The organism is Hungatella effluvii (assembly GCF_003201875.1).
GTDB lineage: Bacteria > Bacillota > Clostridia > Lachnospirales > Lachnospiraceae > Hungatella > Hungatella effluvii.
The window spans coordinates 141,682-167,507 of sequence record NZ_QJKD01000009.1 but is presented as its reverse complement, the minus strand read 5'-3'; the positions used below and the strand labels follow the sequence as shown (position 1 = coordinate 167,507).

The 25,826-nt window shown below is 49.8% G+C and carries 21 protein-coding genes and 2 pseudogenes; 5 read left to right on the top strand and 18 right to left on the bottom strand.

All coding sequences use genetic code 11. The features are described from left to right. Window positions 1-141 precede the first annotated feature (141 nt). Together DFR60_RS17630 and mtaB are read right to left on the bottom strand one after the other, a co-directional pair. Complete coding sequence (locus tag DFR60_RS17630) at window positions 142-402, bottom strand: IreB family regulatory phosphoprotein (RefSeq protein ID WP_002602485.1); 261 nt, start codon at window positions 400-402, stop codon at window positions 142-144. 417 nt (window positions 403-819) lie between these two features. Then, entirely contained in the window at window positions 820-2,139 is a 1,320-nt protein-coding gene (mtaB, locus tag DFR60_RS17625; RefSeq protein ID WP_110324066.1) for a tRNA (N(6)-L-threonylcarbamoyladenosine(37)-C(2))-methylthiotransferase MtaB, read from the bottom strand. A gap of 151 nt (window positions 2,140-2,290) precedes the next feature. Here mtaB and DFR60_RS17620 point away from each other — a divergent pair, with 151 nt between their 5' ends. Next, window positions 2,291-2,524 (top strand): HPr family phosphocarrier protein, encoded by a 234-nt coding sequence (locus tag DFR60_RS17620; RefSeq protein ID WP_110324065.1) that lies wholly within the window; start codon window positions 2,291-2,293, stop codon window positions 2,522-2,524. A gap of 224 nt (window positions 2,525-2,748) precedes the next feature. Here the strand turns inward: DFR60_RS17620 and thiI are convergent, their stop codons facing one another. From thiI to hrcA, 11 genes are all read right to left on the bottom strand, one after another. After that, window positions 2,749-3,927 carry a tRNA uracil 4-sulfurtransferase ThiI gene (gene thiI, locus DFR60_RS17615; RefSeq protein WP_110324064.1) on the bottom strand — a complete coding sequence of 393 codons (1,179 nt, stop codon included), beginning with the start codon at window positions 3,925-3,927 and terminating at the stop codon, window positions 2,749-2,751. Between the two features lie 97 nt (window positions 3,928-4,024). Next, window positions 4,025-5,179, bottom strand: coding sequence for a cysteine desulfurase family protein (locus DFR60_RS17610; RefSeq protein WP_110324063.1), 1,155 nt, complete (start codon window positions 5,177-5,179; stop codon window positions 4,025-4,027). 34 nt (window positions 5,180-5,213) lie between these two features. After that, window positions 5,214-5,951 carry a 16S rRNA (uracil(1498)-N(3))-methyltransferase gene (locus DFR60_RS17605; RefSeq protein ID WP_110324062.1) on the bottom strand — a complete coding sequence of 246 codons (738 nt, stop codon included), beginning with the start codon at window positions 5,949-5,951 and terminating at the stop codon, window positions 5,214-5,216. 7 nt (window positions 5,952-5,958) lie between these two features. Beyond that, the gene (prmA, locus tag DFR60_RS17600) at window positions 5,959-6,915 is read right to left on the bottom strand and encodes a 50S ribosomal protein L11 methyltransferase (RefSeq protein ID WP_110324061.1); all 957 of its coding nucleotides are present in this window, start codon (window positions 6,913-6,915) and stop codon (window positions 5,959-5,961) included. Between the two features lie 9 nt (window positions 6,916-6,924). Beyond that, on the bottom strand, window positions 6,925-7,671 hold the full coding sequence (locus DFR60_RS17595; RefSeq protein ID WP_110324060.1) for a sulfite exporter TauE/SafE family protein: 747 nt from the start codon (window positions 7,669-7,671) through the stop codon (window positions 6,925-6,927). A gap of 709 nt (window positions 7,672-8,380) precedes the next feature. After that, on the bottom strand, window positions 8,381-8,950 hold the full coding sequence (locus tag DFR60_RS17590; RefSeq protein ID WP_110324059.1) for a glucan-binding protein: 570 nt from the start codon (window positions 8,948-8,950) through the stop codon (window positions 8,381-8,383). 11 nt (window positions 8,951-8,961) lie between these two features. Next, on the bottom strand, window positions 8,962-11,655 hold the full coding sequence (locus DFR60_RS17585) for a diguanylate cyclase domain-containing protein (RefSeq protein ID WP_110324058.1): 2,694 nt from the start codon (window positions 11,653-11,655) through the stop codon (window positions 8,962-8,964). Window positions 11,656-11,872: 217 nt separating this feature from the next. Further along, complete coding sequence (gene dnaJ / locus DFR60_RS17580; RefSeq protein ID WP_055653984.1) at window positions 11,873-13,012, bottom strand: molecular chaperone DnaJ; 1,140 nt, start codon at window positions 13,010-13,012, stop codon at window positions 11,873-11,875. 139 nt (window positions 13,013-13,151) lie between these two features. After that, a complete protein-coding gene (gene dnaK / locus DFR60_RS17575) occupies window positions 13,152-15,023 on the bottom strand; it encodes a molecular chaperone DnaK (protein ID WP_110324057.1) in 1,872 nt (623 codons plus the stop codon). 142 nt (window positions 15,024-15,165) lie between these two features. After that, entirely contained in the window at window positions 15,166-15,786 is a 621-nt protein-coding gene (gene grpE, locus DFR60_RS17570; protein ID WP_110324146.1) for a nucleotide exchange factor GrpE, read from the bottom strand. A 59-nt stretch (window positions 15,787-15,845) separates the two neighbouring features. Beyond that, on the bottom strand, window positions 15,846-16,895 hold the full coding sequence (hrcA, locus tag DFR60_RS17565) for a heat-inducible transcriptional repressor HrcA (protein ID WP_110324056.1): 1,050 nt from the start codon (window positions 16,893-16,895) through the stop codon (window positions 15,846-15,848). A gap of 600 nt (window positions 16,896-17,495) precedes the next feature. On the opposite strand from hrcA, the gene DFR60_RS17560 reads away from it, so the two are divergent. Further along, window positions 17,496-18,110, top strand: coding sequence for a 3D domain-containing protein (locus tag DFR60_RS17560; protein ID WP_110324055.1), 615 nt, complete (start codon window positions 17,496-17,498; stop codon window positions 18,108-18,110). Between the two features lie 228 nt (window positions 18,111-18,338). Then, on the top strand, window positions 18,339-19,067 hold the full coding sequence (locus tag DFR60_RS17555) for a 3D domain-containing protein (protein WP_110324054.1): 729 nt from the start codon (window positions 18,339-18,341) through the stop codon (window positions 19,065-19,067). 118 nt (window positions 19,068-19,185) lie between these two features. Here the strand turns inward: DFR60_RS17555 and hemW are convergent, their stop codons facing one another. Both hemW and lepA read right to left on the bottom strand, forming a co-directional pair. Beyond that, window positions 19,186-20,403 (bottom strand): radical SAM family heme chaperone HemW, encoded by a 1,218-nt coding sequence (hemW, locus tag DFR60_RS17550; protein WP_110324053.1) that lies wholly within the window; start codon window positions 20,401-20,403, stop codon window positions 19,186-19,188. After that, window positions 20,393-22,207, bottom strand: a complete 1,815-nt coding sequence (gene lepA, locus DFR60_RS17545) for a translation elongation factor 4 (RefSeq protein ID WP_110324052.1) — start codon at window positions 22,205-22,207, stop codon at window positions 20,393-20,395. Before lepA ends, hemW begins: the two co-directional genes overlap by 11 nt. Here lepA and DFR60_RS31330 point away from each other — a divergent pair. Continuing rightward, window positions 22,167-22,301, top strand: a pseudogene (locus tag DFR60_RS31330) (hypothetical protein); the annotation flags it as partial. The gene lepA and the pseudogene DFR60_RS31330 overlap by 41 nt on opposite strands. On the opposite strand, the pseudogene DFR60_RS31325 reads toward DFR60_RS31330, so the two are convergent. The 3 genes and pseudogenes from DFR60_RS31325 to gpr form a co-directional block, all read right to left on the bottom strand. Then, window positions 22,239-22,424: pseudogene (locus tag DFR60_RS31325) on the bottom strand (DUF6783 domain-containing protein); the annotation flags it as partial. The pseudogenes DFR60_RS31330 and DFR60_RS31325 sit on opposite strands and share 63 nt — an antisense overlap. A 37-nt stretch (window positions 22,425-22,461) precedes the next feature. Continuing rightward, complete coding sequence (gene spoIIP, locus DFR60_RS17535) at window positions 22,462-23,889, bottom strand: stage II sporulation protein P (protein ID WP_110324051.1); 1,428 nt, start codon at window positions 23,887-23,889, stop codon at window positions 22,462-22,464. A gap of 88 nt (window positions 23,890-23,977) precedes the next feature. Next, window positions 23,978-24,955 carry a GPR endopeptidase gene (gene gpr, locus DFR60_RS17530; protein ID WP_110324050.1) on the bottom strand — a complete coding sequence of 326 codons (978 nt, stop codon included), beginning with the start codon at window positions 24,953-24,955 and terminating at the stop codon, window positions 23,978-23,980. Window positions 24,956-25,425: 470 nt separating this feature from the next. Here gpr and rpsT point away from each other — a divergent pair, with 470 nt between their 5' ends. After that, on the top strand, window positions 25,426-25,689 hold the full coding sequence (rpsT, locus tag DFR60_RS17525) for a 30S ribosomal protein S20 (RefSeq protein WP_002602465.1): 264 nt from the start codon (window positions 25,426-25,428) through the stop codon (window positions 25,687-25,689). The last annotated feature ends 137 nt before the right edge of the window (window positions 25,690-25,826 follow it).

The following is a 25,826-nucleotide window of genomic DNA, read 5'->3' as shown; positions in this document are numbered from 1 at the left end:
GGATGAACATGCCCGCATGTCTCTCCGATCGCTGCCGCTGGAAATAAAACCGGTATTTTTCCAACACGAAAAAACAACTGCCAGAGTCCGTTTATTCCTTCATCTGACAGTCAAATTACAGATTCTCTTTACCGTGTAAAACTACTTAAGCATCGTATCGATATAGACCCTCATAAGCTCCTCCAGGATCTCATCCCGTTCTACCTTCATGATGAGACTTCTGGCGTTCTTATGACTGGTTATATAAGTAGGATCTCCAGACATGATATAACCCACGATCTGGTTGACCGGATTATACCCTTTCTCTGAAAGGGCAATATAGACCTGCTCCAGAACCTGGCTTACATCCAGCTTGTTTTCCTGTACTGAACCAAAAAATTGTGTATTATGAATATCGCCCATTACGCTCACGTCCTTTAACTGTTCTTCTCTATTCTAAACCATATTTGCTGTTTCGGCAAGAAAAAAATAAAAATTCCTGATTTTCCTGAATTTTCCATGGATGAGTTACGCCGAAATTCCGCAGGGCGGGGACGCATGTTTATTCCGTGTCCGTCTTGCTTCCTACTCGCGATAAGAAAGTCCGGACCTGACGTACACACCAAAACCGGGCGTGTTCGCCCTGCCCGGACTTTCTTATAACTCATATCCAGATGCCGGCACACTGGAATAAACATGCGTCCCCGCCCTGCGGAATTTCGGCTGTGTACTGGCTCCGCTGCGATAAAAAGCAGGAAAGCGGCGGAGGGTGGAAGAAAAACTGTATCATTGTATTTTATTGACTAAAAGGCTAAGTAAGTGGTAAGGAGATATATCTTCTTAGTTTTTCAGGAGAAATACCTCGTCATTTAGCAGGGTCTCAAGTATTCCGGAAATCATACTTCCTTTCAGGTCTTCCTGAAACGGTACCGCTGCCTTGATATATTCTTTTGTATGGCCAATCATATATCGGTTTCCTTCCCACTCATATTCTTCTTCCATCAGTACCTCAGTAGTCTTTCCGAGATGCTGCTTCCGGTATTCGAGGGACATTTCTTTTTCCAGTGACAGAAGGACTCCGCTTCGTTCGGTTTTCACCGGCTCCGGAACCTGTGACGGCATGACGGCCGCGCGGGTGCCTTCGCGTTTGGAGTATTTGAAGACGTGCATTTCGTAAAAATGAACCTTCTTCAAGAACGCCTCTGTTGTCTGGAACTCTTCTTTTGTCTCCCCCGGGAAGCCTACGATGACATCGGTGGTGATCGCCGGACATTCAAACGCCGCCCGCAGGATCTCACAACGGCTTAAATAGTCTTCCGTCGTGTAGTGGCGGTTCATCCGCGCAAGCGTCCCATCACATCCACTCTGAAGGGACAGATGGAAATGAGGACAGATTTTGGGTAGAGACGCCAGAGCTTCCGCGAACTCTTTTGTGATGATCCGCGGTTCTAAAGAGCCCAGACGGATTCTTAAGAGTCCCTCTACCTCATGAAGGCACTCAATCAGGTCGAGAAGCGTCTTCTTCTCCCCGCCTTCAAAATCCACGCCGTAAGAGCTTAAATGAATCCCTGTCAGCACGATCTCCTTATATCCGGCCTTCACCAGCCGCTCGACCTCGGCGCGCACGTCCTCCAGCTTTCTGGAACGCACCCGTCCTCTCGTATAAGGGATGATGCAGTAGCTGCAGAACTGGTTGCATCCGTCTGTGACCTTGATGAACGCCCTGGTGTGGTCGGCGATCCGTTTGATGGTCAGGGCCTCGTAATCCTTTGCCGCTCCGATATCGATTACCGTCTCTTCCACAATGTGGTCTTCGTTTGCAAAGTAGTCATCCAGGATTCTCACAAGTTCGGTCTTTTTGTTGTTTCCTATGACCAGATCCACCGCTTCGTCCAGTTTGAGCGCCTCTCCTGCCGACTGCACGTAACAGCCTGCCGCCACTACCACAGCCTGCGGGTTCATCTTCTTTGCCCGGTGAAGCATCTGCCTCGATTTGCGGTCGGCTATATTAGTTACTGAACAGGTGTTGATGATGTACACATCCGCGCCTTCGGCAAATGGAACAATCTCATATCCCGCCTCTTCCAGAAGCTGCTGCATAGCCTCCGTTTCGTATGAATTCACCTTGCATCCAAGGTTATGCAGGGCTGCCTTTCTCATTTTATTTTCTCCTATCTAAATAAACAGTATGTGAAGTTTATTTTCATGTAAAATTACCATTGACTTTTAACCCATATACCAGTAGTATTGAACTTGAACAAGCGGGGATTCCCTGATCAAAAAAAGAACAATCTCAAGGAGGTTTTTTCACATGAAAACAGTGCGTATATCTTTAAACTCCATCGACAAAGTAAAATCTTTTGTAAATGACTTAACCAAGTTCGATACCGATTTTGATCTGGTATCTGGAAGATACGTTATTGATGCCAAGTCCATTATGGGCATCTTCAGTTTAGACTTATCCAAGCCGATCGATTTAAACATTCATTCTGAGAGCAGCGTGGATGAGATCGTAAGCATCTTAAAGCCATACATCGTTGATTAATCGGACAAGTAAGCGCTTCAACCGTGTCCCACGGTTGAAGCTTTTTATTTAATAGGAAGGTGCTCCTATTACATAAAAATCCCCGGGCGGGACAGCGTGCCCCGCTTTATCGGGTATGCGTACTCCGCGCTTAGGAAATTGGGCTGCTGAAGCCACCGCGCTCCGGCGCGAGAGTCCGGCGGGCCGGACTCTTTGTTCTTTCACGGGAAAGTTCGTCCGATGCATCAGCACCATACCTTTTCCACAGTATTGATGGCAGTCTCCACCATCTCGTCGATTTTTTCTTTCAGCTTTTCTTCCGAACGCTCAATCATCTTCAAATTCGGCTTTGTAACCGGATGCTTTGCCACAAAGATGGTACAGCAGTCTTCGAAGGGCAGAACCGATGTCTCGTACGTTCCGATCTTCTCAGCTACATCCACGATTTCCTGTTTGTCAAATCCAATAACCGGACGGAATACCGGCATCGTACAGGCCGCGTCCGTGGCGGCTAAGGACTGCATTGTCTGGGAAGCCACCTGGCCGATGCTCTCCCCTGTGATCAAAGCCTGTGCTCCGGCATCCACTGCCAGTCTCTCGGCGATCCGCATCATGTAACGTCTCATGATAATGGTCAGCTCCTCATGAGGACACTGATCATAGATATAGAGCTGGATATCCGTAAAATTCACGATATGAAGATGAACTGGTCCCGAATACCTCGATACCAGCTTCGCTAAATCGACCACCTTCTGCTTTGCGCGCTCACTCGTATAAGGCGGCGCATGGAAATAAACGGCGTCAATCTTCACACCGCGCTTTGAGATCATATAACCGGCCACCGGGCTGTCGATACCGCCGCTTAAGAGCAGCATGGCCTTTCCATTAGTTCCCACCGGCATACCGCCCGGTCCCGGAATGACGATGGAGTAAATGTTGATCCGGTTTCTCACCTCCACATGGAGCATGACCTCGGGATGATGAACATCCACCTTCGTCTCGGGAAACGCATCCAGAATCACTTCCCCTAAATCCCTGTTGATCTGGTCGGAATTTACCGGATACTTTTTATTGCCGCGTCTGGCATTTACCTTGAAGGTAAAATTCTTATCCTCATAAACCTCATCCACATAGGCGAGCACCTGTTTCTTTAAGTCCTCATATCCATTGTCGTCCACCTGAACCATGGGACAGATGGCGGCAATGCCGAAAATACGCTTAAGCGTCTCGACTGCCTCGTCAAAATCATACTCAGATTCCGCTGTGGCGTAGATTCTTCCCGACTCCTTCACCACCATAAAATCTCCATCGATATCCTTTAATGCGTGACGGATCTGTGTCACCAGAGCGTCCTCAAACATAAAACGGTTCTTTCCCTTTACACCGATCTCGGCGTACTTTATCAAAAATGATTTATACTGCATATTGATCCTTTCTTTTCTCTGCCGGGCATTGCGTTCTGAATGCCTGATGCCTCTTACGGCCTTCTGCCAGGTCAGCCGTTCTGATTGTTCATGGCTGTCAGCCTCTCTGATACCTCCGGAGCACCGGAAGCAGCTCCTTAAGCGCTGCGATACAGATATCCACCTCGTTCTTCGTATTAAATACACCGAAGCTGAAACGCAGTGTGGAATCCAGCAGTTCCTGTTTTACCCCGATTCCCTTTAAGGTTCCGCTGACCGCCGGGTGATTGGAGGAGCACGCGGATCCGGAGGAAACGTAGATTCCCTTGTCCTCGAGTGCGTGAAGCAGCACCTCGCTCCTCACTCCGGAAAAGCTGGCGCTCACGATCTGAGGCGCGGACAACTCTCCCGGAAGGCTGTTGACCGTGGTTCCCTCGACCTCATCCAGCCGTTTTATCATGTAATCCTTTAACTCATAGAGCTGTTTCATCTTCTCGCCATGGTTCTGATACATCTCCCTGGCCGCCTCACCGAGTCCGGCGATCCCCGGTACGTTTTCCGTGCCGGAGCGCATGCCCCGCTGCTGGCCGCCGCCGTAGATGAGCGGCTTTATCTTAACCCGGCTGTCCACATACAGAAAACCGATTCCCTTCGGAGCATGAATCTTATGGCCGCTGACCGAGAGTAAATCGATACCCTGCCGTTTCGGCCGGATGACAAACTTTCCGTACGCCTGAATACCATCGACGTGGAACAGAATCGCCGGATTCTTCTTTTTGATCCGCTTTGCGATCTCTTCCACCGGCTCCACCGCGCCGATCTCATTGTTCACATACATGATGGATACAAGGATCGTATCCTCGCGGATGGCGTTTTCCAAATCCTCCAGGCTGATATGGCCGTCATGATCCACCGGCAGATACGTCACCTCAAAGCCCTGTTCCTCCAAATACGCCAGCGGATTGTAGACCGAGGCGTGTTCAATGGAGGTGCTGATGATATGACTGCCGGCCCGTTTATTGGCTATGGCTGTCCGGGTCAGCGCCATATTGTTGGACTCTGAGCCGCCGGAGGTGAATATAATCTCCTTCGGAGATACCTTCAGTGTACCGGCGATGATCTCTGCGGCCTCTTTGATATACTGTTCCGCGCGCATGCCCTTTCCATGCTTCGCGGACGGATTTCCATAATCCTCCGTCATCACTTTCATTACAAGATCGGCCACTGGCGGAAACACCTTCGTCGTTGCCGAATTATCAAAATAAACTTCCATTTAAATTCTCCTCGTTATGAGCACTTTTGGCTCGTCAATTCTCCATCTGGAACATTAAGACAGACAACACTGCCAGCCCGGCCGTCTCCGTGCGCAGAATTCGTTTTCCAAGTGTCACCGGCTTCACTCCGGCCTCCGAGGCCATCGCGATCTCGTCATCCTCAAATCCGCCCTCCGGGCCGATGAAGATTCCGCAGCTCATGCCCGGCCTGATTCCTGCGAAATACGCCTTTGTGTCCGCCATCCCTTCCGCATGCTCAAACGGAATGATGTTCTTATTGAATCCACCCGCGTACTGGAGCGCTTCTCGAAATGACATCACACCGGTCACCTCCGGAATAATCAGGCGTTTCGACTGCTTCGCCGCGCTCTCCGAGACGGCGTTCCATCTGCGCACCTTTGCGTCTTCCTTCTTCGCGTCCAGCTTCACGATGGTACGCCTTGTCTCTACCGGAATCACCTGATAGACGCCCAGTTCAACCGCCTTCTGGATGATAAGCTCCATCTTGTCGCTCTTCGGAAGCCCCTGAAATAAGTAAAATTTCACGGGCAGCTCCGTGCCGCCCTCCGTAACCGAGACGATCGCCGCGGTCACGCTGTCCGCCGCGATCGTCTCAAGTTTACATAAATAGTCCCTGTCCACACCGTTGCTGATCAGGACTTCTTCTCCCGGCCTCATGCGCAGCACATTTTTTATATGGTTCACGTCCGGCCCCGTGACTGTGACAGTCTCCGGCCCGATCTGATCCTGATTTACGAAAAAATGATACATACTCTCCCTATTTCTTCCTGGCCGTAACCGACAGCCACTCACCCTGATACGTTACCTCGATTACTTCAAAGGCGTCGTTGGCCGCAAATGCCGCCCTCACTGCCTCTTCCTTCATATTAATGATGCCGGAGGTGATGAAGATTCCTCCCTTTTTCAAGTGTACCGGAACTTCCTTCTGAAGCAGAATGATGACATCCGCCAGAATATTTGCCACCGCCACGTCATACTTTTCATATCCCGCCGCGTCCTGAACATCTTTATCGTCGATAATATTACCCTGGAGGACTGCAAATTTCTCTGAATCAATTCCATTGGCCTCCAGGTTCTCACCGACCGCCGTGATGGCATTCTCGTCGAGATCCGTGCCAAACACCGTCTTTGCACCAAGCTTTAAGGCTGTGATTCCCAGAATTCCGCTTCCCGTTCCCACATCGAGAAGAACCGTCTCCGGCGTCACATATCTGCGGAGCTGACGGATACAGAGCTGAGTCGTCTCATGCTGGCCTGTGCCGAACGCTGTTCCCGGATCAATCTGAATGAGAAGCTTATCCTTATGTTCCTCCGGAATCTCCTCCCAGGTAGGCTTGATCAGGATATCATCCACGGTAAACGGCTTGAAATACTGTTTCCAGTTGTTGATCCAGTCCTTATCCTCTGTTTCGCTCTCGGTGATGGTCCGCTCTCCCAGATCCGTAAACATGGAAAGGTCATCAAGTCCCTCATCCACACTCTTCAGGATGCCGGCGATGTCCTGGCTGTCGTCGAGATAGAAGCTGACAAACGCCACGCCCTCATCCGGCGGCAGCTCCGGAAGGATATCGATGAACATCCCCTTCGTCTCCTCCGCCGTAAGCGGAATATTGTCCTCGATCTCGATTCCCTCGATTCCGATCTCATCAAACATGCTGCTGACTAAATCCACGGCCTGTGTCGTGGTCTTCAGCGTAAATTTCTTCCATTTCATAGCAATCCCTTACCCTTTCACAATTTTCACAAAAAGACACAACAGCACCGCCAGAACAACTGGACGCACGACCTTCCGGCCGCTCTTTACCACCATACCGGAGCCGATATAATGGCCCGCAATACAGAAGACGCCCGCTGTAATTCCCAGCGGAAGCAATACTTTTCCATTTATTAAAAATGTCACCAGCGCTGCAATATTGGAGGACAGGTTGATCACCTTTGTCGTCCCCGATGCGGTCTTAAGGTTCATCTTCGCCGCCCCTGTTAAAACTAACAGAAGGAAGGTACCCGTTCCCGGTCCGTAGAAGCCGTCATATGTACCGATCACCAGCGCGGCAGCCATGCTGATCAGCATCATCTGCTTCTCCGTAAGACTTCCCGTATTCTGATTATCGCCCATATCCTTATTTTTCAAAACATAGAAAGCCACAACCGGCAGGGCGAACAACATCATTCCCTTTAAAAACTTCTCACTGGCAAGCAGGGATAAATTCGAACCGATAATGGAACCGACAATCGCGCAGGCTGCCGCAAATAAGGACAGCTTCCATTTGATGTAGCCGCTCTTCGCAAACCTCGCCGTGGAGATGACCGTTCCCATGGTCGATCCCATCTTATTCGTTCCCAGCGCCAAATGAGGCGGAACCCCTGCTGCCAAATAGGCAGGAAGTGAGATCAGACCGCCGCCGCCGGCAATGGAATCTACGAAACCGGCTAAGAATACCAGCGGACATACAATCAGATACTGGTGCATTATATTCGTTTCCTCTCTTTCATCTGTGACTGGTTCCAGTCAATCAGATAATCCGACATGATCCGCCGCCTGCGAAAATCACCTATTGGACATGCAGACATGTCCGTCTGGCACTTTACTCGCTGCTCACGGAAATAAACCACATGATATCATAGCATAGTTTTGATATCGCTGCAACAGCAACTGTATTTACCGGGGTCTTCTTCTTTCAAAAATGGCGGATTTACGCCATTTTTCGACTTATCGGGCTGTCTGTTCCATCATAACGCATGGAAGTGAAAAAGAAAAATAAATTTTTTTTATTTTTTTTTGAAATAGATGCAATAAAACACGATCCTCATGCATTAATCTATTGAACGGATGAAAATCACTTCTGTTCCATACCGATCACAAGGGGCAAAAAATATCAAGAAAAACGAAATTCCTTGATGCATTACACCACATCACACTCGCCCTGAGTCATGAGGGACCGGATACAGAACGAATTTTCACATATTACAATCTAACGGCAATTAGAGTTTGTAATCGAAACGAAAAAGGCTGAACCCGCGGCAAGCAGGTTCAGCCTTTTTCTGTCTCATTTGATATGCCTCATCTGTTATTTCCTATCTGTTATTTCCTATCTGTTATTTCCTATCTGTTATTTCTTATCTGTCATCCATGTTTTCAGGCTGTTCAGAGTACGGGGTCTCCCGCCCTTCCGCCCCGGCTACCGTGCCATGATGCCGTCGGTACCCACATGGTAGCCATCCGGCGTCGTCGTATTCACAAGGAGACGTCCCAGCGTACCGTCGGACATCGTGTTAAAATAGTAGGCCTTTCCGTTGACGATCTGCCAGCCGATTCTCATGGAACCCAGCGTACCGTCGTCAGTCGGATTTAAGTAAAATTTATTGCCGTTTCCATCGGTGTACCATCCGGTCATCATGTGGCCGCCATTGTCAAACATATACCATCTGCCGTCGATGTGCTTCCATCCATTGGACGGCCAGCTCCCATCACTGTTCTGGAACCACCAGCCGCCCGGGCTGTAGCGCCAGCCCCTCTTATACGTATAGGCACCCGGTCCGCCATCGTCATCATCGCTGTCGTCGTCATCGTACCAGCAGTCATAGGAGACGCTGCCCTCGATTGGTCCGACCTGCTTCGATCCGGAACCGTTAAATCCCGGAAAATCCCGTACCTCCTGCGTATCATCCGCAAACGCCGCCATAGAAAACCACAGGATCGCACAGAATGCCAGTGCCGCCGTCAGTGTAAGTCTTTTAATTTTTTTCATTTTTCTTCCTCCTAGCTATTTTCTGGTTCCTCTCTCTGTTTTTCCAGCCCTTCCACAATGCGGCAGCTGATCATGCACGCCTCTCTTCCTCCCGGCCACAATACAGCCTGGGCGCGGGTATGCACGTAGCATTTCCTATTCCGGTTCCAGACGAGGCTCGACGCACTGGTCCTGACGGAATCCAGCAGCAGCATGGGACAGCCCTCGCACATCCGGTCCGCCCCGAAGAACACGCGGTAACAGACACCGCCGCAGACGACCGCCGGATCTTGTTCCTGAACCTTTCTGCTGGTGTAAAGAAACTGACACGTCTCCATGTCCAGAATATAGAACCAGTCTCTCTGCTCCTCCAATGCTGCGGAAAATCCGTTCATTGCCCTGCCAAGCCGCTCCTGCGCCCTTCCCTTCATTAAGAAGATACCGAGAATCCTGGAAATGGTCTGAAGCAGCCGGATCTGATTGCCGGTCCAGTAACGGTTTTCCATGCATTCGTCGAAACCGATGAATCCCTTCGGCTTCCCCTGGTCCATGATCCGGCACTGCAGCACGGACTTAATCCCCTGATTTTCCAGAATCATGCGCTGATGTGTCAGAAGCGTACTGACATCCCGGCAGAAAAAGATGCCTTCTTCGTTAAAGTTATCGTAGTAATGATCGAGCGCCTCCATATCTATGCTCTGCAGATTTTTCTTTTCGGGCTGGACCCCCTCCTTGCACCACTCAAACGTGTTGGAGGACCGGATTCCATCTTCGTCATCCTCGAAAATGTAGACACGGCACACATCCACCTGTCTTCCGACAATCTCCAGCAGCTGATTAATGGATTTTTCCATGCTGTGGGAGCGGCTCAGGATATCCAGCACATAGCCTGTCAGGTTCTGGTCTGCAAGTTTTTGATCCATAACTGCCGCTCCAGCCACGTCTGTCTGTCCCTCCGGTGTGATGACATCCTCCAGCGATTCCGCATAGAGGGCATATCTGTTTTTCCCCTGCCGTTTGGCCTGATAGAGCGCTGCATCGGCGTTTTTGTAGATGCTTGCGAAGTTATCGCCGTTCTCGGGAGCGATGGAGATACCGATCGAACAGGATATGATATCTTTTTGCTGCCTTAAAATCGACCGGAAGTTTTTAAGAATACCATCTGCCTTCTCCTCCACCTCACTCAAAGTTTTCACGTGGTACAAAAGGACCGCAAACTCATCTCCGCCGACTCTCGCCAGAACCGCATTTTCCGGAAACAGCCTGCGAAGCATGTCTGCAATGTCTCTTAACATCGCGTCACCGCTTAAATGGCCGTAAATATCATTAACCTTCTTAAAATTATCCACGTCAAGGATCATCAGCGCACAGCGGTCCGACGGCAGCGCCTTCACCACATACCGCTGGATCAGCGTCTGAACCGCGCCCCGGTTGTAGAGGCCGGTCAGAGAGTCCTGTTCCGCCAGTTCCAGCAGCCGCTCTTTTTCCCGCTTCTCCTTGTCGATGTCCGCGATCAGCCCGATGGCCCGTGCCGGCCGCTTGTCCTGGTCCGTCTGAAGCGTGTAGCGCACCCTGCACCAGATAAATCGCCCATCCTTTGTGGCTATCCGTATCTCATTTTCCCCGTAGGGGGAACCTAAGAGGACTTCTTTCTGCATCTGCACAAAGATCTTTTTATCATCGTTATGTAAATTGCCCCGTCTCAATACCTCTTCCGATATGTGATCACGGACCACCTGATATCCGAATTTTTTGATCCAGTTCGGCGAGCAGGTCAGTGTATCGCTCTTGATATCCCACTCGAAAATAATGTCTGTGGCCTGATTTAAGATAATCTGGCACCGTTCCAGACTCATCTTCAGCTCCTCATCCGCCTTTCTGCGCTCTGTAATGTCGATCAGAATGCAGTAAAAAACGGGCTGGCCGTCCCGCATGACCAGCTGTCCATTATCCTGAATGACAAGATGACTTCCGTCCCGGCAGATCACACGGTATTCGATCTCCTTGGTATTTCCGTTCTTCATCTGACGGATCACGTCCAGACGCGTGCTCTGCAAATCTTCCGGCACGATCATCCGACTGAACTTATTCTCAAGGACCGTCTCCATCTCATCTCTTGTATAGCCGAACATCTTTAAAAAACCATCGCTGTAAAATATAAGTTCCAGATCCTCGTCGTCCCTGCAGCAGATAACGCCGCCGGGGATATTCTGAATCAGCGCGTCCAAGTTAGAGTTTTTCTCCTCCAGTTCCTTTGACTGCAAACCGACCAGACTCCGCAGCACCCGCACATCTTCCTGTGTCATGCGCTGCAGATCGGATTCCCACGCACGGTTCGGAAGAGAGTGATGAAGTCTCATCATATACCCGACGCCGTCCTCAAACCGGCAGACGCCCGTTGTGCGCACCACACGCTCGCCGTCCTCCAGCCCCCCCTGGGTTCCTCTGACATAACAGATTCCTGAAAAGGAATAAACGTGTCCGGCGAGAAGCGATACCGCATAATCCGCATTCAGAATCTGATAATCGTACTTCTTTCCGTTCTGATCCGCCTCAAAGGCGTTTAAGATGTTCTCACGTCCCTTTACTCTATTGCATCTTCCTGCACCAGTCCATTCGATATCGTCAGAAATCATCTGACCGACCTGTTCCATATCCTGCTCTTCCAGACAGACCTGGTGAAACCGCCTGACAAACTCTAAAACCTGCCGCTCTTCTTCTGTCATCCCTTACCCTTTCCGGATTTCCCCAAAACCGAAACTGATATGTTTCTTTTACTGATTCCTATTCTACTGGTTTTTACTGTTTTTTACAAGATAGAACCAATTATATTTTGTGTATTGTATAAAATTGTAAGGATTCATAATTTTTTGCGAGAATTATCAGTAAATGAAAATGCCGCCATCAGGGATTACTGCCTGATGACGGCCTTATCGATAACTGCTATTTAAAAATTCCTTTTTTCTTATGCTTCTCGCCCTCGGAACTGTCGCCGCCCATCGCCTCATCGAACCTGCGCAGCGCCTCCTTCTGAGCCTCATTCATACGCTCCGGCACCTGTACAACCAGTGTGACATAATGGTCGCCGCGGACTGCCTTGTTTCTCAGAGACGGAACGCCCTTGCCCTTTAAGCGGACCTTGGTGTCTGTCTGGGTTCCGGCCTTCACCTCGTATTCCACGTCTCCATCCACCGTCTTGATGCGGATCGGACCGCCCAGCGCCGCCCTGGTAAAGGAAATCGGCACGGTGGAGAAAATGCTGGTATCCTGACGTTTGAAGATCGGATGGCCGGATACTACGGCCTCGACCAGTAAATCGCCCCGCTCTCCGCCATTGGTTCCCGGTTCACCGGCTCCGGCCAGACGCACGCTCTGTCCGTTATCGATGCCCGCAGGAATCGTGACCTTAAACTTCTTACGCTTCGTAATATATCCTGTTCCATAACAATCCGGACATTTTTCTTTTATGATACGGCCTGTTCCGCCGCAGTCCGGACAAGTCTGGACATTCTGTACCTGACCGAAGAAGGACTGCTGGGTATACATGATCTTACCTTTTCCGTTACACTTCGGACAGGTAACGGGTGAGGTTCCCGCTTTCGCCCCGCTTCCGTGACACGACGCACATTCCTCTTTATAATTAAGCTCGATCTCTTTTTCGCATCCGAAAATCGCATCTTCAAATGTGATCCGGACACTGGTCCTGACATTGGCGCCCCTCGATGGTCCATTATAACGGGCACCGCTTCTGGATCGTCCGCCGCCAAAAATATCGCCGAAGATATCGCCAAAGATATCTCCCATATCTGCGCCGGAAAAATCGAAACCGCCAAATCCGCCCGGTCCGCCGTTTCCGTCAAACGCAGCGGAACCAAACTGGTCGTACTGGCGTCTCTTATCGGGATCACTGAGCACGCTGTACGCCTCGGAAGCTTCTTTAAACTTCTCCGCTGCGGCAGCGTCGCCGGGGTTCGTATCAGGATGGTATTTTTTTGCTAATGCCCTGTAGGCCTTCTTAATCGCCGCATCGTCTGCGTCTTTGGGAATGCCGAGGACTTCATAATAATCTCTCTTTTCTGCCATCTTAGGTCTACCTTTCACTCATCGCTTTACCTGGTCCCGGCCCTTCATGCCTGCCGGACAACCAAATATGAAAACTGCGGAAAAAGTGCTGTATCACTACAACACTTTTTCCAAAGCCCTGTCAACTGACCAGACTATCTTACACCTCTTTGTAGTCTCCGTCAACTACATCGCTGTCCTGATAGGAAGCTCCGCCGCCTGCGCTATCCGCGCCAGCGCCCATATCAGGGCCGGCACCTGCAGAACCCTGGGCAGCCTCATATACTTTTGCAAACAGTGCCTGAGCGCTGTTCATCAGCTTCTCTTTGCCTGCCTTAATATCTTCGATCTGAGCGTCTGTCATCTCTTCGATCGGAGCTCTGTTGATGGCTTCTTTTAAAGCGTTTAAATCAGCTTCTACGGCAGCCTTATCATTGGCGTCTATCTTGTCGCCTACTTCCTGTAAAGCCTTCTCTGTCTGGAATACCATGGAGTCGGCGTCATTTCTCGCATCAATGCCTTCCTTGCGCTTCTTATCCTGAGCCTCGAATTCAGCCGCTTCTTTTACAGCCTTATCGATATCATCATCGGACATGTTGGAGCCGGAAGTGATGGTGATGTGCTGTTCCTTGCCTGTTCCAAGATCCTTAGCGGATACGTTTACGATACCGTTGGCATCGATATCAAAGGTAACCTCGATCTGCGGAACGCCTCTTCTTGCAGGCGGAATTCCGTCTAAGCGGAACTGGCCGAGTGTCTTGTTATCTCTTGCGAACTGTCTCTCGCCCTGTACAACGTGGATATCAACCGCAGTCTGGTTGTCAGCCGCTGTGGAGAAGATCTGGCTCTTCTTTGTCGGGATTGTGGTGTTTCTCTCAATCAGTCTTGTCGCTACGCCGCCCATGGTCTCGATGGATAAGGACAGTGGAGTAACGTCCAGAAGAAGAATATCGCCTGCGCCGGCATCGCCTGCCAGCTTACCACCCTGGATGCTGGCGCCGATCGCCACACACTCGTCAGGATTTAAGGTCTTGGACGGTTCTTTTCCTGTCAGCTGTTTTACTTTTTCCTGTGCTGCCAGCATACGGGTGGAACCGCCTACCAGCAGAACTTTTCCAAGCTCGGAAGATGTGATTCCGGCATCTCTTAATGCGTTCTGTACCGGAACAGCCGTGCGCTCGATCAGATCGAGTGTCAGTTCATCAAATTTCGCTCTCGTTAAGTTCATATCGAGATGCTTCGGGCCTTCTGCCGTAGCAGTGATGAACGGTAAGTTGATGTTGGTGGTTGTGGAGGAAGATAATTCCTTCTTAGCCTTCTCTGCAGCTTCTTTTAATCTCTGCATAGCCATCTTGTCACCGGATAAGTCTACGCCCTCTGTCTTCTTGAATTCGTCTACCATCCACTGGGTGATGCGGTTGTCGAAATCATCGCCGCCCAGACGGGTGTCGCCGTTTGTGGAAAGTACTTCGATTACGCCGTCGCCGATTTCGATGATGGAAACATCGAATGTACCGCCGCCTAAATCGTATACCATGATCTTCTGCTCTTTTTCATTGTCAAGGCCGTATGCCAGCGCTGCTGCCGTCGGCTCGTTGATAATACGCTTTACATCAAGACCGGCAATCCTGCCTGCGTCCTTGGTTGCCTGACGCTGTGCGTCGTTGAAGTATGCAGGAACCGTGATAACGGCCTCTGTTACCTTCTCGCCCAGATAAGCCTCTGCGTCTGCTTTTAACTTCTGCAGAATCATCGCGGAGATTTCCTGCGGTGTGTAGTTCTTTCCGTCGATCGCTACCTTGTAGTCTGTACCCATATGTCTCTTAATGGAAGAGATGGTTCTGTCCGCATTGGTAACCGCCTGACGCTTTGCAGGCTCACCTACCAGTCTCTCACCGTTTTTTGTAAATGCTACGATAGATGGTGTTGTTCTTACACCCTCACTGTTCGGAATAACAACCGGTTTTCCACCTTCCATAACAGCCACACAGCTGTTAGTAGTACCTAAGTCAATACCAATAATCTTGCCCATAGTTTTTTCCTCCTGAAATATTGTAATTGAATAAATTTTATGCTTACGGGTATGTTCACTCATCTAAGCTCGAGAAGACCTCGCTAAGATTCGTGAACGACGTTCGCACTAAGCTCGAAAGAACCTCGCTAAGTGCTCACAGTCAATTGGCTACCTGAACCATGGAGTGTCTCACCACGGTATCCCGGTAGGTATAACCCTTCTGAAGTTCCATGGCGATCGTATTCTCGCCAAGGGATTCGTCATCAATATGCATCACTGCGTTGTGGAAATTCGGGTCAAATGGCTGACCCACCGCTTCGATCGGTTTTACACCTGCATCTTCCAGCGTCTTCATAAGCTGTCTATATATTTTTTCCATTCCTTCTGCAAACGGAGCGCCCTTATCCTCCTCCGGAACGGCTGCAAGGCCTCTCTCGAAATTGTCGACAACCGGAAGTATCTTTTCAATAATATCTCTGGCGCCGATTTCAAACATGGCAGATTTTTCTTTTTCGGTTCTCTTTCTATAGTTATCGAACTCGGCCATATTCCGCTGCAGACGGTCGGTCAGTTCCTCTATCTTGGCGTCTTTCGGATCTTTCTTCTCTTTCTTCTTTCCAAAAAATCCTTTCTTCTCCGGTTCTGCCTGCGTTTCTTCTGCCGGCTCTTCTTCTCCGGTTTTTTCCTCAGCGGCGTCCTCGGCACACGCGTCTGTCTCCGCGGCCTCTTTATCGCCTTTTTCTATTTCCTTTTCAACGGAACCGGCGTCTTCAGCCTTCATGGCCTCTTCTACCAGTTCCTCTTCTATTCTCGTCTCTTCGCTGCTCACTGTTCTTCCCTTCACCTTTCATCTTTTTTCAGGATCGAATCCAGCTGCGTCATGAGATTCCGCAACGTATTCAAAACCTTTTCATAGTCCATACGCTTTGGACCGATGATACCGATCGTTCCCCTCAAGCCCTCGCCCAGCTCGTAATTCGCTGTGACGATACTGCAGTCCCTCATCGTCTGCACCGGCGCTTCCTCGCCGATATAGACCTGAATTCCCGAACTGCTCTCTGAACTGTTCACATCATCGACCAGCTCCTGAAGGAGTTCTTTCTGTTCCAGCGTACCGATCAGACGGCTTGCCATCTCTCCGTCGCTTAACTCCGGATACTTGAAAATGTTCGTGGCACCGCTGGTGTAAATCTGCAAATCATCGTCGTCCGCCCGGATTGCTTCCGCAACCTCGCCCAGAACCCGGTCGACCACCTCGCTGTGTATGCCGGCCTGCTCCTTTAATCTGCTGATCACGTCCAGATTGATTTCCTCTATGGTCAGCCCGTTTAAGGCATTATTAAGAAGAATGTTAAGATTTAAAAGCCCTTCATCGCTTAGCTGCTGGCTGACGGGGATCATGGTGTTCTTAATCATATTTCCCTCTACAACGATGACCACCAGAAGCTTTCCATCATCAACCTTGGACAGCTGGATAAATTTCAGCTTGTTTCTGTGATACTGGGGAGCACTGATCAAAGCCGCGTAATTCGTGTTCTGCGCCAGGATTCTTGCCATCTGCTTCAGCAGAAGCTCGACCCGGTCCACACGCTTTAGCATCAGCTCCTTGATTTCAGTAAACTCTTCTTCTTTCTCCTGCATGATCTGATCCACATAAAAGCGGTATCCCTTATCGGAGGGAATCCGCCCGGCCGACGTATGCGGCTGTACAATGTATCCCAGCTCCTCCAGATCAGACATCTCATTCCGGATCGTGGCTGAACTCAAATTCAGATCGGTGTACTTGGAAATAGTTCTGGAACCAACCGGTTCGCCGGTTTCTAAGTACGTTTTAATAATGGCCTTCAAGATCGTAACCTTACGGCCGTCCAACTGGTCCTTATCGTTCAACCCGCCACACTTCCTTTCTGAGTCTTCCTGTTAGCACTCAACGTTTGGGAGTGCTAACATCTTCATTTCATAATATATTCTTTTTTCCCTCATTTGTCAATACATACGCTTGAAAATTTTTTGAGAATTTTCTGTGAACTTCTTCTTTATAAATTATAAAGCATTTTATTAAAATAAGACAAATGTTCGCTACAGTTCCCCGCCCCCGCCACCCTCTGCTTCCCGTTCGGTCCCGGCTGGCTCCTTGGCTTTTCCTGTGACTTTACAGGGTATTAGCAATTCTTAACGCGCAGGATTTTTCGTTCAGGGGAAATATCCACCTGTCTGAGCACAGCGAGTTTGGGAATTTTCCCTGGCTTTTAGAAAAATTCTGCACGTTTAGAAATGCTTATGCCCGAAACTGGAACTGGAAGGAGCCAGCCGGGACAGAACGGAAAGCAGAGGGCGGCGGGGGCGGGGAACTGTGACAAATGTTACAAACGTATTGCCAGTATTCCCTTGACATTTAACAGTTTTGTAATATAATGAAAATTGATACACCATAACAACACATTTTTCTATCATATTTCACAGAAAAATCATAATATTGCGAGGTAAATCATGAAAAAGAAATCAGGAAAGCTTCTTCTGATGCTGTGTGTGACGCTCCTCTGTACTCTGCTTTTATCCATAACGGCTCTGGCTGCCGAAGAAAAGGGCGCTCTCACGGCCGTGGATGAAAACCATATTACAGGGTGGCTGAAGGACAGCGCGGAATCAGACGAGACTGCAGCGGTTGAACTGCATATTTACAAAGACGGAGCCGCCAAAGCGGCAAAGGTCATCACAGTACCGGAAGAAAGCACCAGCGAAGAGATCGGCCCCGGAATCCCGAAAAAAGAGGAGAAACCGGTGGAAGAAACCTTCGGAGGATATAAAAAGGGAGAGTCCCTTGGAATCTTCAAGACCACCGGATACTGCGGTTGCAGTCAATGTTCCGGCGGCAGCGGCCTCACCTATTCCGGTACCGTGCCGCAGGCAAACCACACCATATCAGCAGACATCACCGTACTTCCCCTTGGAACAAAGGTGATGATCGGTGAAACCGTTTATACTGTGGAGGACATCGGAAGCGGAGTGGACGGCCACACCGTGGATCTCTACTTCTCCAGCCACCAGGAAGCACTGGACTATGGAGTAAAAAAACAGGAAGTATTTCAGGCAATTGCGGAGTAAATCCTGAATTATAATATAAGAAGAAAAACCTTTCAATCGACACATTAGAACGAATAGAGACGCCTTATGAAACATCGGGCGCCTCTTTTTTTTATTCATATCCTTGACAAATCTGGAAAATAGTGTAAAATGTGTACTTGTACCTCATTTATTACAAAACTGTTACATATATTTATAATATATTAAGATATGTTACAGTTAGTAAAAAAGAAAGGATGTATTTATTACATGAAACGATTGAAACGAAATCAACTGTTCTTCGGAACTTTACTTATGATGACATTTTTATTAGGTACCGCCGTCCCGGCTCTCGCAGGGCAGACACCCGGAGTTCTGGATTGTGTGGAGGGCGACAGCGTCCGGGGCTGGGCCTGGAACAGCTCCGATCCCGCTTCCGCGGTAGAAGTCAAGGTCACAGTCACCAATCAGGCGACAGGACAGACAGAGGCCGAGTACACGGCTCCCGCCGATGACTATCGGGAAGACCTGGTTAGGAAAGGCACCGGAACCGGCAATTACGGATTTGAAGTGATCGTACCTTGGGAATCGTATGAAGATGGTTCCTATCTCGTTGAAGCCTATGCGTCAGGAATGAAGCTCTCCAGCCCGAAGGTACACAGTGTCGGCGACATGCAGGTCATGAGCTCTGACGGAAGCGCAGGAACGCTCCGCTCCCTCGGTGTCTTTAAGACCACCGGCTACTGCCCATGTTCCGCCTGCTCCGAAGGGTGGGGACGCCACACCAGCACAGGAGCCATCGCCTCCGCCAACCACACGATCGCGGTTGACCCGAGAGTGATTCCTTACGGAAGCAGGATTATGATCAACGGCGTGATTTATACCGCAGAGGACCGCGGCGGCGCAGTGAAAGGAAACCATGTCGATATCTTCTTTAATACTCACGGGGAGACGAGGGCATATGGTACCAGAAGTGCAGAAGTGTTCCTGGTTCAGTAAAGAAAATAATTAGGGCAGACCCTGTATGGTAATAAAAAGGGACAATACAAAAACCGCTGTTAAATTAGAATGGGAAACTTTCTAATTTAACAGCGGTTTTCTGTACCATTTATTTTCATCAGTCCAGCAGGAAAAGGCTCATCGCATAGTTGCTCAAATCAAGCCCCCGCTCGGTCAGATGGTAGTAGCCGTTTTTATGTTCCAGCAGGCCCTCCCGCTCCAGTTTGTCGATCACACCGCCATAGACGTTTCGTATACTCTGTCCGAACCGGGTGATAAAGCCTTCTGCCGATACGCCCCGTGTCAGGCGGAGCCCCAGGAACATGAACTCTTCCATCTTGGACTTTACGCTCAGCTGCTCCATATCCTGTCTGAGCGCCTGACAAAACTCTGCTTCGTCGTCGAAATGGGCCGATACGTAGCTTTGGAAATCGGATGTGTTGTGGAAACGGCATCCCTCCAAATAGGAGGAGGCGCCCAGTCCCAGTCCAAGATACCCGGTTCCGGTCCAGTATCCCACATTGTGGCGGCATTCAAAGCCGGGTCTGGCATAGTTGGATATCTCATACCGCTCATATCCCTGTTCGGCCAGACAGTTCCTGGTCATGTAATACATTTCCCGCTCGGTGTCCTCGTCCGGAAGGTCCGGAAGCGCCATTAAACGGCGGCGTTCCTCCGGAGACATCTCATAGCTCTCCATCTCCACATGGCCGCCGTAACGGTCGTAAAACGGCGTTCCTTCCTCTACGATCAGACTGTAGGCGGATATGTGTTCCGGCTTCAGCATAGCCGTCTTTTTCAGCGTATTTCTCCATGATTCCGGAGTCTGTCCCGGAATGGCGGAAATCAGGTCCACATTGACATTCGTAAATCCTGCCATGCGCACCCTCTGGAAACTCTTTAAGAATTCGTCGTAGGTGTGGATTCTCCCAAGATAGCGAAGCTCCGTGTCATCCGCCGACTGAAGTCCCATGCTGACGCGGTTGATTCCAGCTTCCCGGTAGGCGACGAGACCTTCCATCTTCACCGTCCCCGGATTGACTTCGATCGTTATCTCCGCATCGGGCGCGATGTCATAGTGTTCCTTAAGCGCCCCCATGATAGCTGTAATATCGCTCACATCCAGGACCGAAGGCGTTCCCCCTCCCAGGAAAATGGTATCAACCTGATACTCCCGTACAAAGCTGCTCTGAATGCGTATCTCTTCCAGCAGCTTGTCCGTATACTCCCGGCGCATCCGCATGTTACCCGGAAACGACAGGAAATCGCAATAGGCGCATTTCTTTGCACAGAAAGGAATGTGCACATAGATTTCCAATTTCTTTTTATTCATCATCTAACTTCAGTACGCTCATAAATGCCTTCTGTGGTATCTCTACGTTACCAATCTGGCGCATACGTTTTTTACCTTCCTTCTGCTTTTCAAGGAGTTTTTTCTTACGGGTTATGTCACCGCCGTAGCACTTGGCAAGTACATCCTTGCGCATGGCCTTGACGGTCTCTCTTGCAATGATCTTTCCTCCGACGGCCGCCTGGATAGGAATCTCGAACAGCTGTCTCGGGATCTCCTCCTTCAGCTTTTCGCACATCCGGCGTCCCCGGTCGTAAGCGGATTCCGCATGTACGATGAAGGACAGCGCATCCACCTCTTCCTTATTCACCAGGATATCCAGTTTCACCAGTTCGGAACGCTCGTACCCCTTTAAGTCGTAATCGAAGGAGGCGTAACCTCTGGAACGTGATTTCAAAGCGTCAAAGAAGTCATAGATGATCTCATTGAGCGGAAGCTCGTACTTCAAAAGGGCACGGGTTGCTTCCATATATTCCATTCCCAGATAGACGCCGCGTCTCTCCTGGCACAGCTTCATGATCGCTCCCACAAACTCAGTGGTCACCATGATCTCCGCGCTGACAATCGGCTCTTCCATGTATTCGATTTCGGACGGATCAGGGAGATTCGACGGGTTCGTCAGCTGTATCATCTCACCGGTCTTCTTATAGACCCGGTAAATAACACTTGGCGCCGTGGTTACCAGGTCCAGGTTATACTCTCTCTCCAGACGTTCCTGGATAACCTCGAGATGCAGAAGTCCCAGAAAACCGCACCGAAAGCCGAAGCCCAGTGCCAGAGACGTCTCCGGCTCGAAGAACAGGGATGCATCATTAAGCTGAAGCTTCTCCAGCGCGTCCCTTAAATCGTTATATCTGGCACCATCCGCCGGGTACATACCGCAGTACACCATGGAGGTGACTTTCTTATAACCCGGGAGCGGTTTATTACAGGGATTGTCTGCGTCCGTAATCGTATCACCCACAGCGGTGTCCTTCACATTTTTGATACTGGCTGTCACGTAGCCAACCATACCCGCGCTCAGTTCATCACAGGGGATAAACTGGCCCGCGCCGAAATAGCCGACCTCCACGACCTCTTCCACCGCTCCTGTAGCCATCATACGGATTCTGACGCCCTTTTTTACACGGCCTTCCATGATACGGCAGAATACAATGACGCCTTTGTAGGAATCGTACAGAGAGTCAAAGATCAGAGCCTGGAGCGGCGCATCCGGATTCCCCTTGGGTGCGGGAATCTTCTTTACGATGGCCTCTAAGACCTCCTCAATGTTCTCGCCTGTCTTAGCCGAGATCCTTGGAGCGTCGTGGGCTTCAATTCCGATCACATCCTCAATCTCTCCCACCACACGTTCCGGCTCCGCACTCGGTAAATCGATCTTATTCAGAACCGGAAATACGTCCAGGTCATGATCCAGCGCCAGATAGACATTGGCCAGCGTCTGGGCCTCGATACCCTGAGATGAATCCACCACGAGCACGGCGCCGTCACAGGCCGCCAGGCTCCGGGACACCTCATAGTTAAAATCTACATGCCCCGGCGTATCGATCATATTGAAAATGTATTCCTCTCCGTCTTCCGCCTTGTATACGGTACGGACGGTCTGGGCCTTGATGGTGATTCCGCGTTCCCGCTCCAAATCCATGTTGTCTAAAACCTGGGCCTGCATTTCCCGGCTTGTCAAAAGTCCGGTCTTCTCTATGATTCTGTCCGCAAGGGTTGACTTCCCATGATCAATATGGGCGATAATGCAAAAATTGCGTATTTTACTCTGGTCAACAGTTGCCATTTACTTTCCTCTTTTCCATTTTTCTGCAGTTGATGATACCAGAGCGTATCTGAAAATTGCTTTTCGTCAACTGTACGTCACACTTTGTGGGAGACCGGGCCCCGATGAAGGAGGCGTAGCGGGCTACGCTGACTGAATTGGGGCCCGGTATACCGCGAAGTGAGGCGTGCAGATGGCGGAAATGAATTTTCAGATATGCTCTGATACAAAATGACACGGCAATGATGTTCCTGCTTTAAAAATATACCATTTTTTTAATTTCCTTGCAACACCATATTCAGAACTTCCGCAAGCGGTTCCATGGCATTTCGTGCTTCCTGGTATGTATTTGTCTGTGCGCCGACCTCAATTAACACGGACCTTGGACGAAGATGGAGATTATACCGGAGACCCTTGATATAAATTTTCCTGGTCAGACCTGGGAAATAGGCCGCCGCATCCAGCTGCATCTGAAAACTGAATGCCAGATTATCACTGCGGTACGGATTGGGCAGATACTCGATCGGTCCCTCCGGAGTCTGGCTGACACCATTGAAAAACATAATGGGAGCCGTCGGTTTTCCATTCACCTCATTGACCAGGTGAAGGCTTTCATTGACCCCATCCCGGTGCAGATCCAGGATGACCTCGATGGAGGGATTCTCCTGAAGAATCCTCGTGACCCCGTCCAGGGCGTATGTATACGCTTTATTCCGGTCCAGCTTTCCGTTCTGAAGGTCATAGACCGATTTGTCATGGATCACATGATAACCCTTGGCCGTCAGAAGCTCCGTCAGATAATTTCCGATCCCAATCACGGTTGCTTCCTTATTATCAGGCCCGTAATCGGAGAATTCCTCCTGGGAATGGGTATGGTAAATTAAAATCTGCGGTTTGTCATTACTTCCCTCCAGTGTAAAGTCCTTTGCCAGAAATTCATCCGCCTTCATAAGATCACGTCCCGCTGTCGTCGAGGTGTGCACACTGTAAAAATGCTTCATCATGTAGTCGTAGTCGGCCAGCTGCTCTTTCCTGTAGGTTGTGCCTATGAGAGGCAGGACGCTGGCAGCACACGTCATATTATCGTCTTTTTTGGGGAGAGCTGCAGCGTTCCCATTCATTCCTGCATTTTCGACGGCTCCTGCGTTTTCGTCATTCCCTGCATTCCCGCCGGCTGTTGTCCCCGGCGCTCCGGAAGTTCCTTCTCCGCCGGCTCCATCGCCATTAGCGGCCAGCACCGTCGTGCCGGCCTGCTCCATGGTACCGGCTCCGGTCTCTTCACCGCCGTCATACATCAGGTACTGATGTTCTTCATAGAATTTTCCGCTTTCCAGATACCCAGCAAATGCCGGATCTTCTTCCTTGTAGTTTATTTCACCGCCCTCTTCCCTGCCCAGATACCGGTACAGAGGTGACTGCCCAAATATGAAGCGGCAGATAAGACCGCTGATGCTTTCCTCTTCCGCTTTAACCATCTTCGTCTCATTTTCTTCTGCCCGTCCAGCAGCAGGATAATTCATACGCCAGATCCACTCGAGCCCGGCATCCGCCTGGTCATTTATCAAGGCAGTAAGCCGCTCTCTGCCTGCCGCCCGTCCGGTTCCCGCCGCTCCCCTGAACAAGAGGAGGACGGCAAGTACCAGGCCGGTGATAAGCATCATATGTCTGATGAGCCAGTTAATCCTTCCGCCCTTCTCCTTCATAAACACCTTCCTGCATTTCTTTCACGGCGCCCCGGAAAGAAAAAAGTCCCTCGCTTATATACTATGCAGGAAAATCACCATTTACCCCTTACTCCTCTTCCTCTCCCATAAAAGCGAGATGGATTCCCTCGGAAATGGTATAGCTCAATTCTTTTACCGTCTCATCGATATCCGGAGGAGTCACATAAAGTGGGCCGAATTCCGGCTCCAGCAGTTCCCGGATCAGATCATACTGCTCGTCAGAGCTCATGCTTCCCACAAAATCCCCCATTCCTTTCGTCTCCATCCCCTTAGACAGGGCGGCAATCATGGCGGATACGGTGTCATGCACGATAGCTGCCGCTCCCACCACGGTAGGCACACCGATTGCCATAACCGGAACCCCCAGACTTTCCCTCGTTAAGCTGTGACGGTGATTGCCAACGCCGGAACCCGGATGAATTCCCGTATCGGTCAGCTGAATGGTGGTTCCCAGCCGTTTCACGCTCCTTGCGGCCAGCGCGTCGATTGCAATAATCAGATTTGGCTTCGTCTCATGAATAATACCCTTTAAAATTTCCGCACTCTCCATCCCGGTCTGAGCCATGACGCCTGGAACAATACCGCTGATGACCGGCATACTGCGCCCATTCCAGAACTCATCCCCATACTGCACCTTCAAATGTCTCGTGACCTGGAGATTGTTAAGCACTCTCGGCCCCAGAGAGTCCGGTGTCACAGAACTGTTGCCGAGACCGACCACCAGAACATGGAAGCCGGAGGCCCGGTAGTCTTCGCCCTCCAGAAGCTGCCCAATCTGCCGTGCCAGCTCTTCCGACACCTCTCTGTGATAATTTTCATCTTTTCTGGATAACTGGTCTGCCTCCAGTGTAATATAGGAGCCCATCGGTTTCCCCATGGCCTTTTCGCCCTTCTTATCCAGTATTTTCACTTCCGTCATCTTGATGCGGCTGTCCGCCCGATGCCACTCTCTTAAGGATACCCCACTTATTTCTCCGCCATTTCCTGGAAAGCTTTCCTTCTCCTCTACTGCAAGATCCGTCCGAACTTCGAATGTATTTTTCATATTTCTCACCTTTCTTTAACAGTTCACGACCCGTCGGCACCTGCTGTCCGGTCTGCCCCGGCCGGTTTACCCGACCTTTTCTGTGACTTTGCAGGGTATTAGCAATTCTTAACGCGCAGGATTTTTCGTTCAGGGGAAATCCCCACCTGTTTGAGTGCAGCGAGTTTGGGGATTTCCTCTGGTTTTTAAAAAAATTCTGCACGTTTAGAAGTGTTTGTGCCCGAAACCGGAACAGGAAAGGTCGGGTAAACCGGCCGGGGCAGACCGGACAGCAGGTGCCGACGGGTCGTGAACTGCGACTTTTTTTCTTTTCTCTGGTATTTTCTGCAAAAAATCAGGAATTATGTATTGACATTAGAAGCTTTATTCGTTAAAATACTAAGGTATGTTTACATTGAACTGTCCGTGTCCAGGCTTTGATGCAAAACAAAGAATAACCATATATCAATTAAAATTGGAGGTGTACAGATTTGGCTAACATTAAATCCGCGAAAAAAAGAATTTTAGTTAACGAGACTAAGGCTGCTAGAAACAAAGCGATCAGATCCAGAGTGAAAACATCGATTAAGAAGGTTGACGCTGCTATTACTGCCGGTGACAAGGCTGCTGCACAGGTATGTTTAATAAGCGCAATCGCTGAGATCGATAAGGCTGCTACTAAGGGAGTATATCATAAGAATACTGCTTCCAGAAAAGTATCCCGTATCTCTAAGGCTGTTAACGCAATGGCTTAATTCATAGAAAAACCTGATAAATAAAGGAATTCCCCGTTCGGCTTAACCCACTGGATGGGGATTTTTTTGTTTTATTATATTTAGATTTGTTGCTACTTTGTTACTATTTATAGAAAGTTTCTAATATTTGTAATAGG

Coding starts and splice junctions, on each gene's coding strand:
- DFR60_RS17585 (WP_110324058.1), bottom strand. CDS start 11,655: ATGACAGAAGAAGAGCGGCAGGTTTTAGAGTTTGTCAGGCGGTTTCAC.
- DFR60_RS17560 (WP_110324055.1), top strand. CDS start 17,496: ATGAAAAAGAAATCAGGAAAGCTTCTTCTGATGCTGTGTGTGACGCTC.
- dnaJ (WP_055653984.1), bottom strand. CDS start 13,012: ATGGCAGAAAAGAGAGATTATTATGAAGTCCTCGGCATTCCCAAAGAC.
- DFR60_RS17610 (WP_110324063.1), bottom strand. CDS start 5,179: ATGGAAGTTTATTTTGATAATTCGGCAACGACGAAGGTGTTTCCGCCA.
- hemW (WP_110324053.1), bottom strand. CDS start 20,403: ATGATGAATAAAAAGAAATTGGAAATCTATGTGCACATTCCTTTCTGT.
- DFR60_RS17595 (WP_110324060.1), bottom strand. CDS start 7,671: ATGCACCAGTATCTGATTGTATGTCCGCTGGTATTCTTAGCCGGTTTC.
- DFR60_RS17555 (WP_110324054.1), top strand. CDS start 18,339: ATGAAACGATTGAAACGAAATCAACTGTTCTTCGGAACTTTACTTATG.
- dnaK (WP_110324057.1), bottom strand. CDS start 15,023: ATGGGCAAGATTATTGGTATTGACTTAGGTACTACTAACAGCTGTGTG.
- DFR60_RS17630 (WP_002602485.1), bottom strand. CDS start 402: ATGGGCGATATTCATAATACACAATTTTTTGGTTCAGTACAGGAAAAC.
- DFR60_RS17620 (WP_110324065.1), top strand. CDS start 2,291: ATGAAAACAGTGCGTATATCTTTAAACTCCATCGACAAAGTAAAATCT.
- gpr (WP_110324050.1), bottom strand. CDS start 24,955: ATGAAAAATACATTCGAAGTTCGGACGGATCTTGCAGTAGAGGAGAAG.
- prmA (WP_110324061.1), bottom strand. CDS start 6,915: ATGAAATGGAAGAAATTTACGCTGAAGACCACGACACAGGCCGTGGAT.
- DFR60_RS17590 (WP_110324059.1), bottom strand. CDS start 8,950: ATGAAAAAAATTAAAAGACTTACACTGACGGCGGCACTGGCATTCTGT.
- grpE (WP_110324146.1), bottom strand. CDS start 15,786: ATGAAGGCTGAAGACGCCGGTTCCGTTGAAAAGGAAATAGAAAAAGGC.
- DFR60_RS17605 (WP_110324062.1), bottom strand. CDS start 5,951: ATGTATCATTTTTTCGTAAATCAGGATCAGATCGGGCCGGAGACTGTC.
- thiI (WP_110324064.1), bottom strand. CDS start 3,927: ATGCAGTATAAATCATTTTTGATAAAGTACGCCGAGATCGGTGTAAAG.
- mtaB (WP_110324066.1), bottom strand. CDS start 2,139: ATGAGAAAGGCAGCCCTGCATAACCTTGGATGCAAGGTGAATTCATAC.
- lepA (WP_110324052.1), bottom strand. CDS start 22,207: ATGGCAACTGTTGACCAGAGTAAAATACGCAATTTTTGCATTATCGCC.
- spoIIP (WP_110324051.1), bottom strand. CDS start 23,889: ATGAAGGAGAAGGGCGGAAGGATTAACTGGCTCATCAGACATATGATG.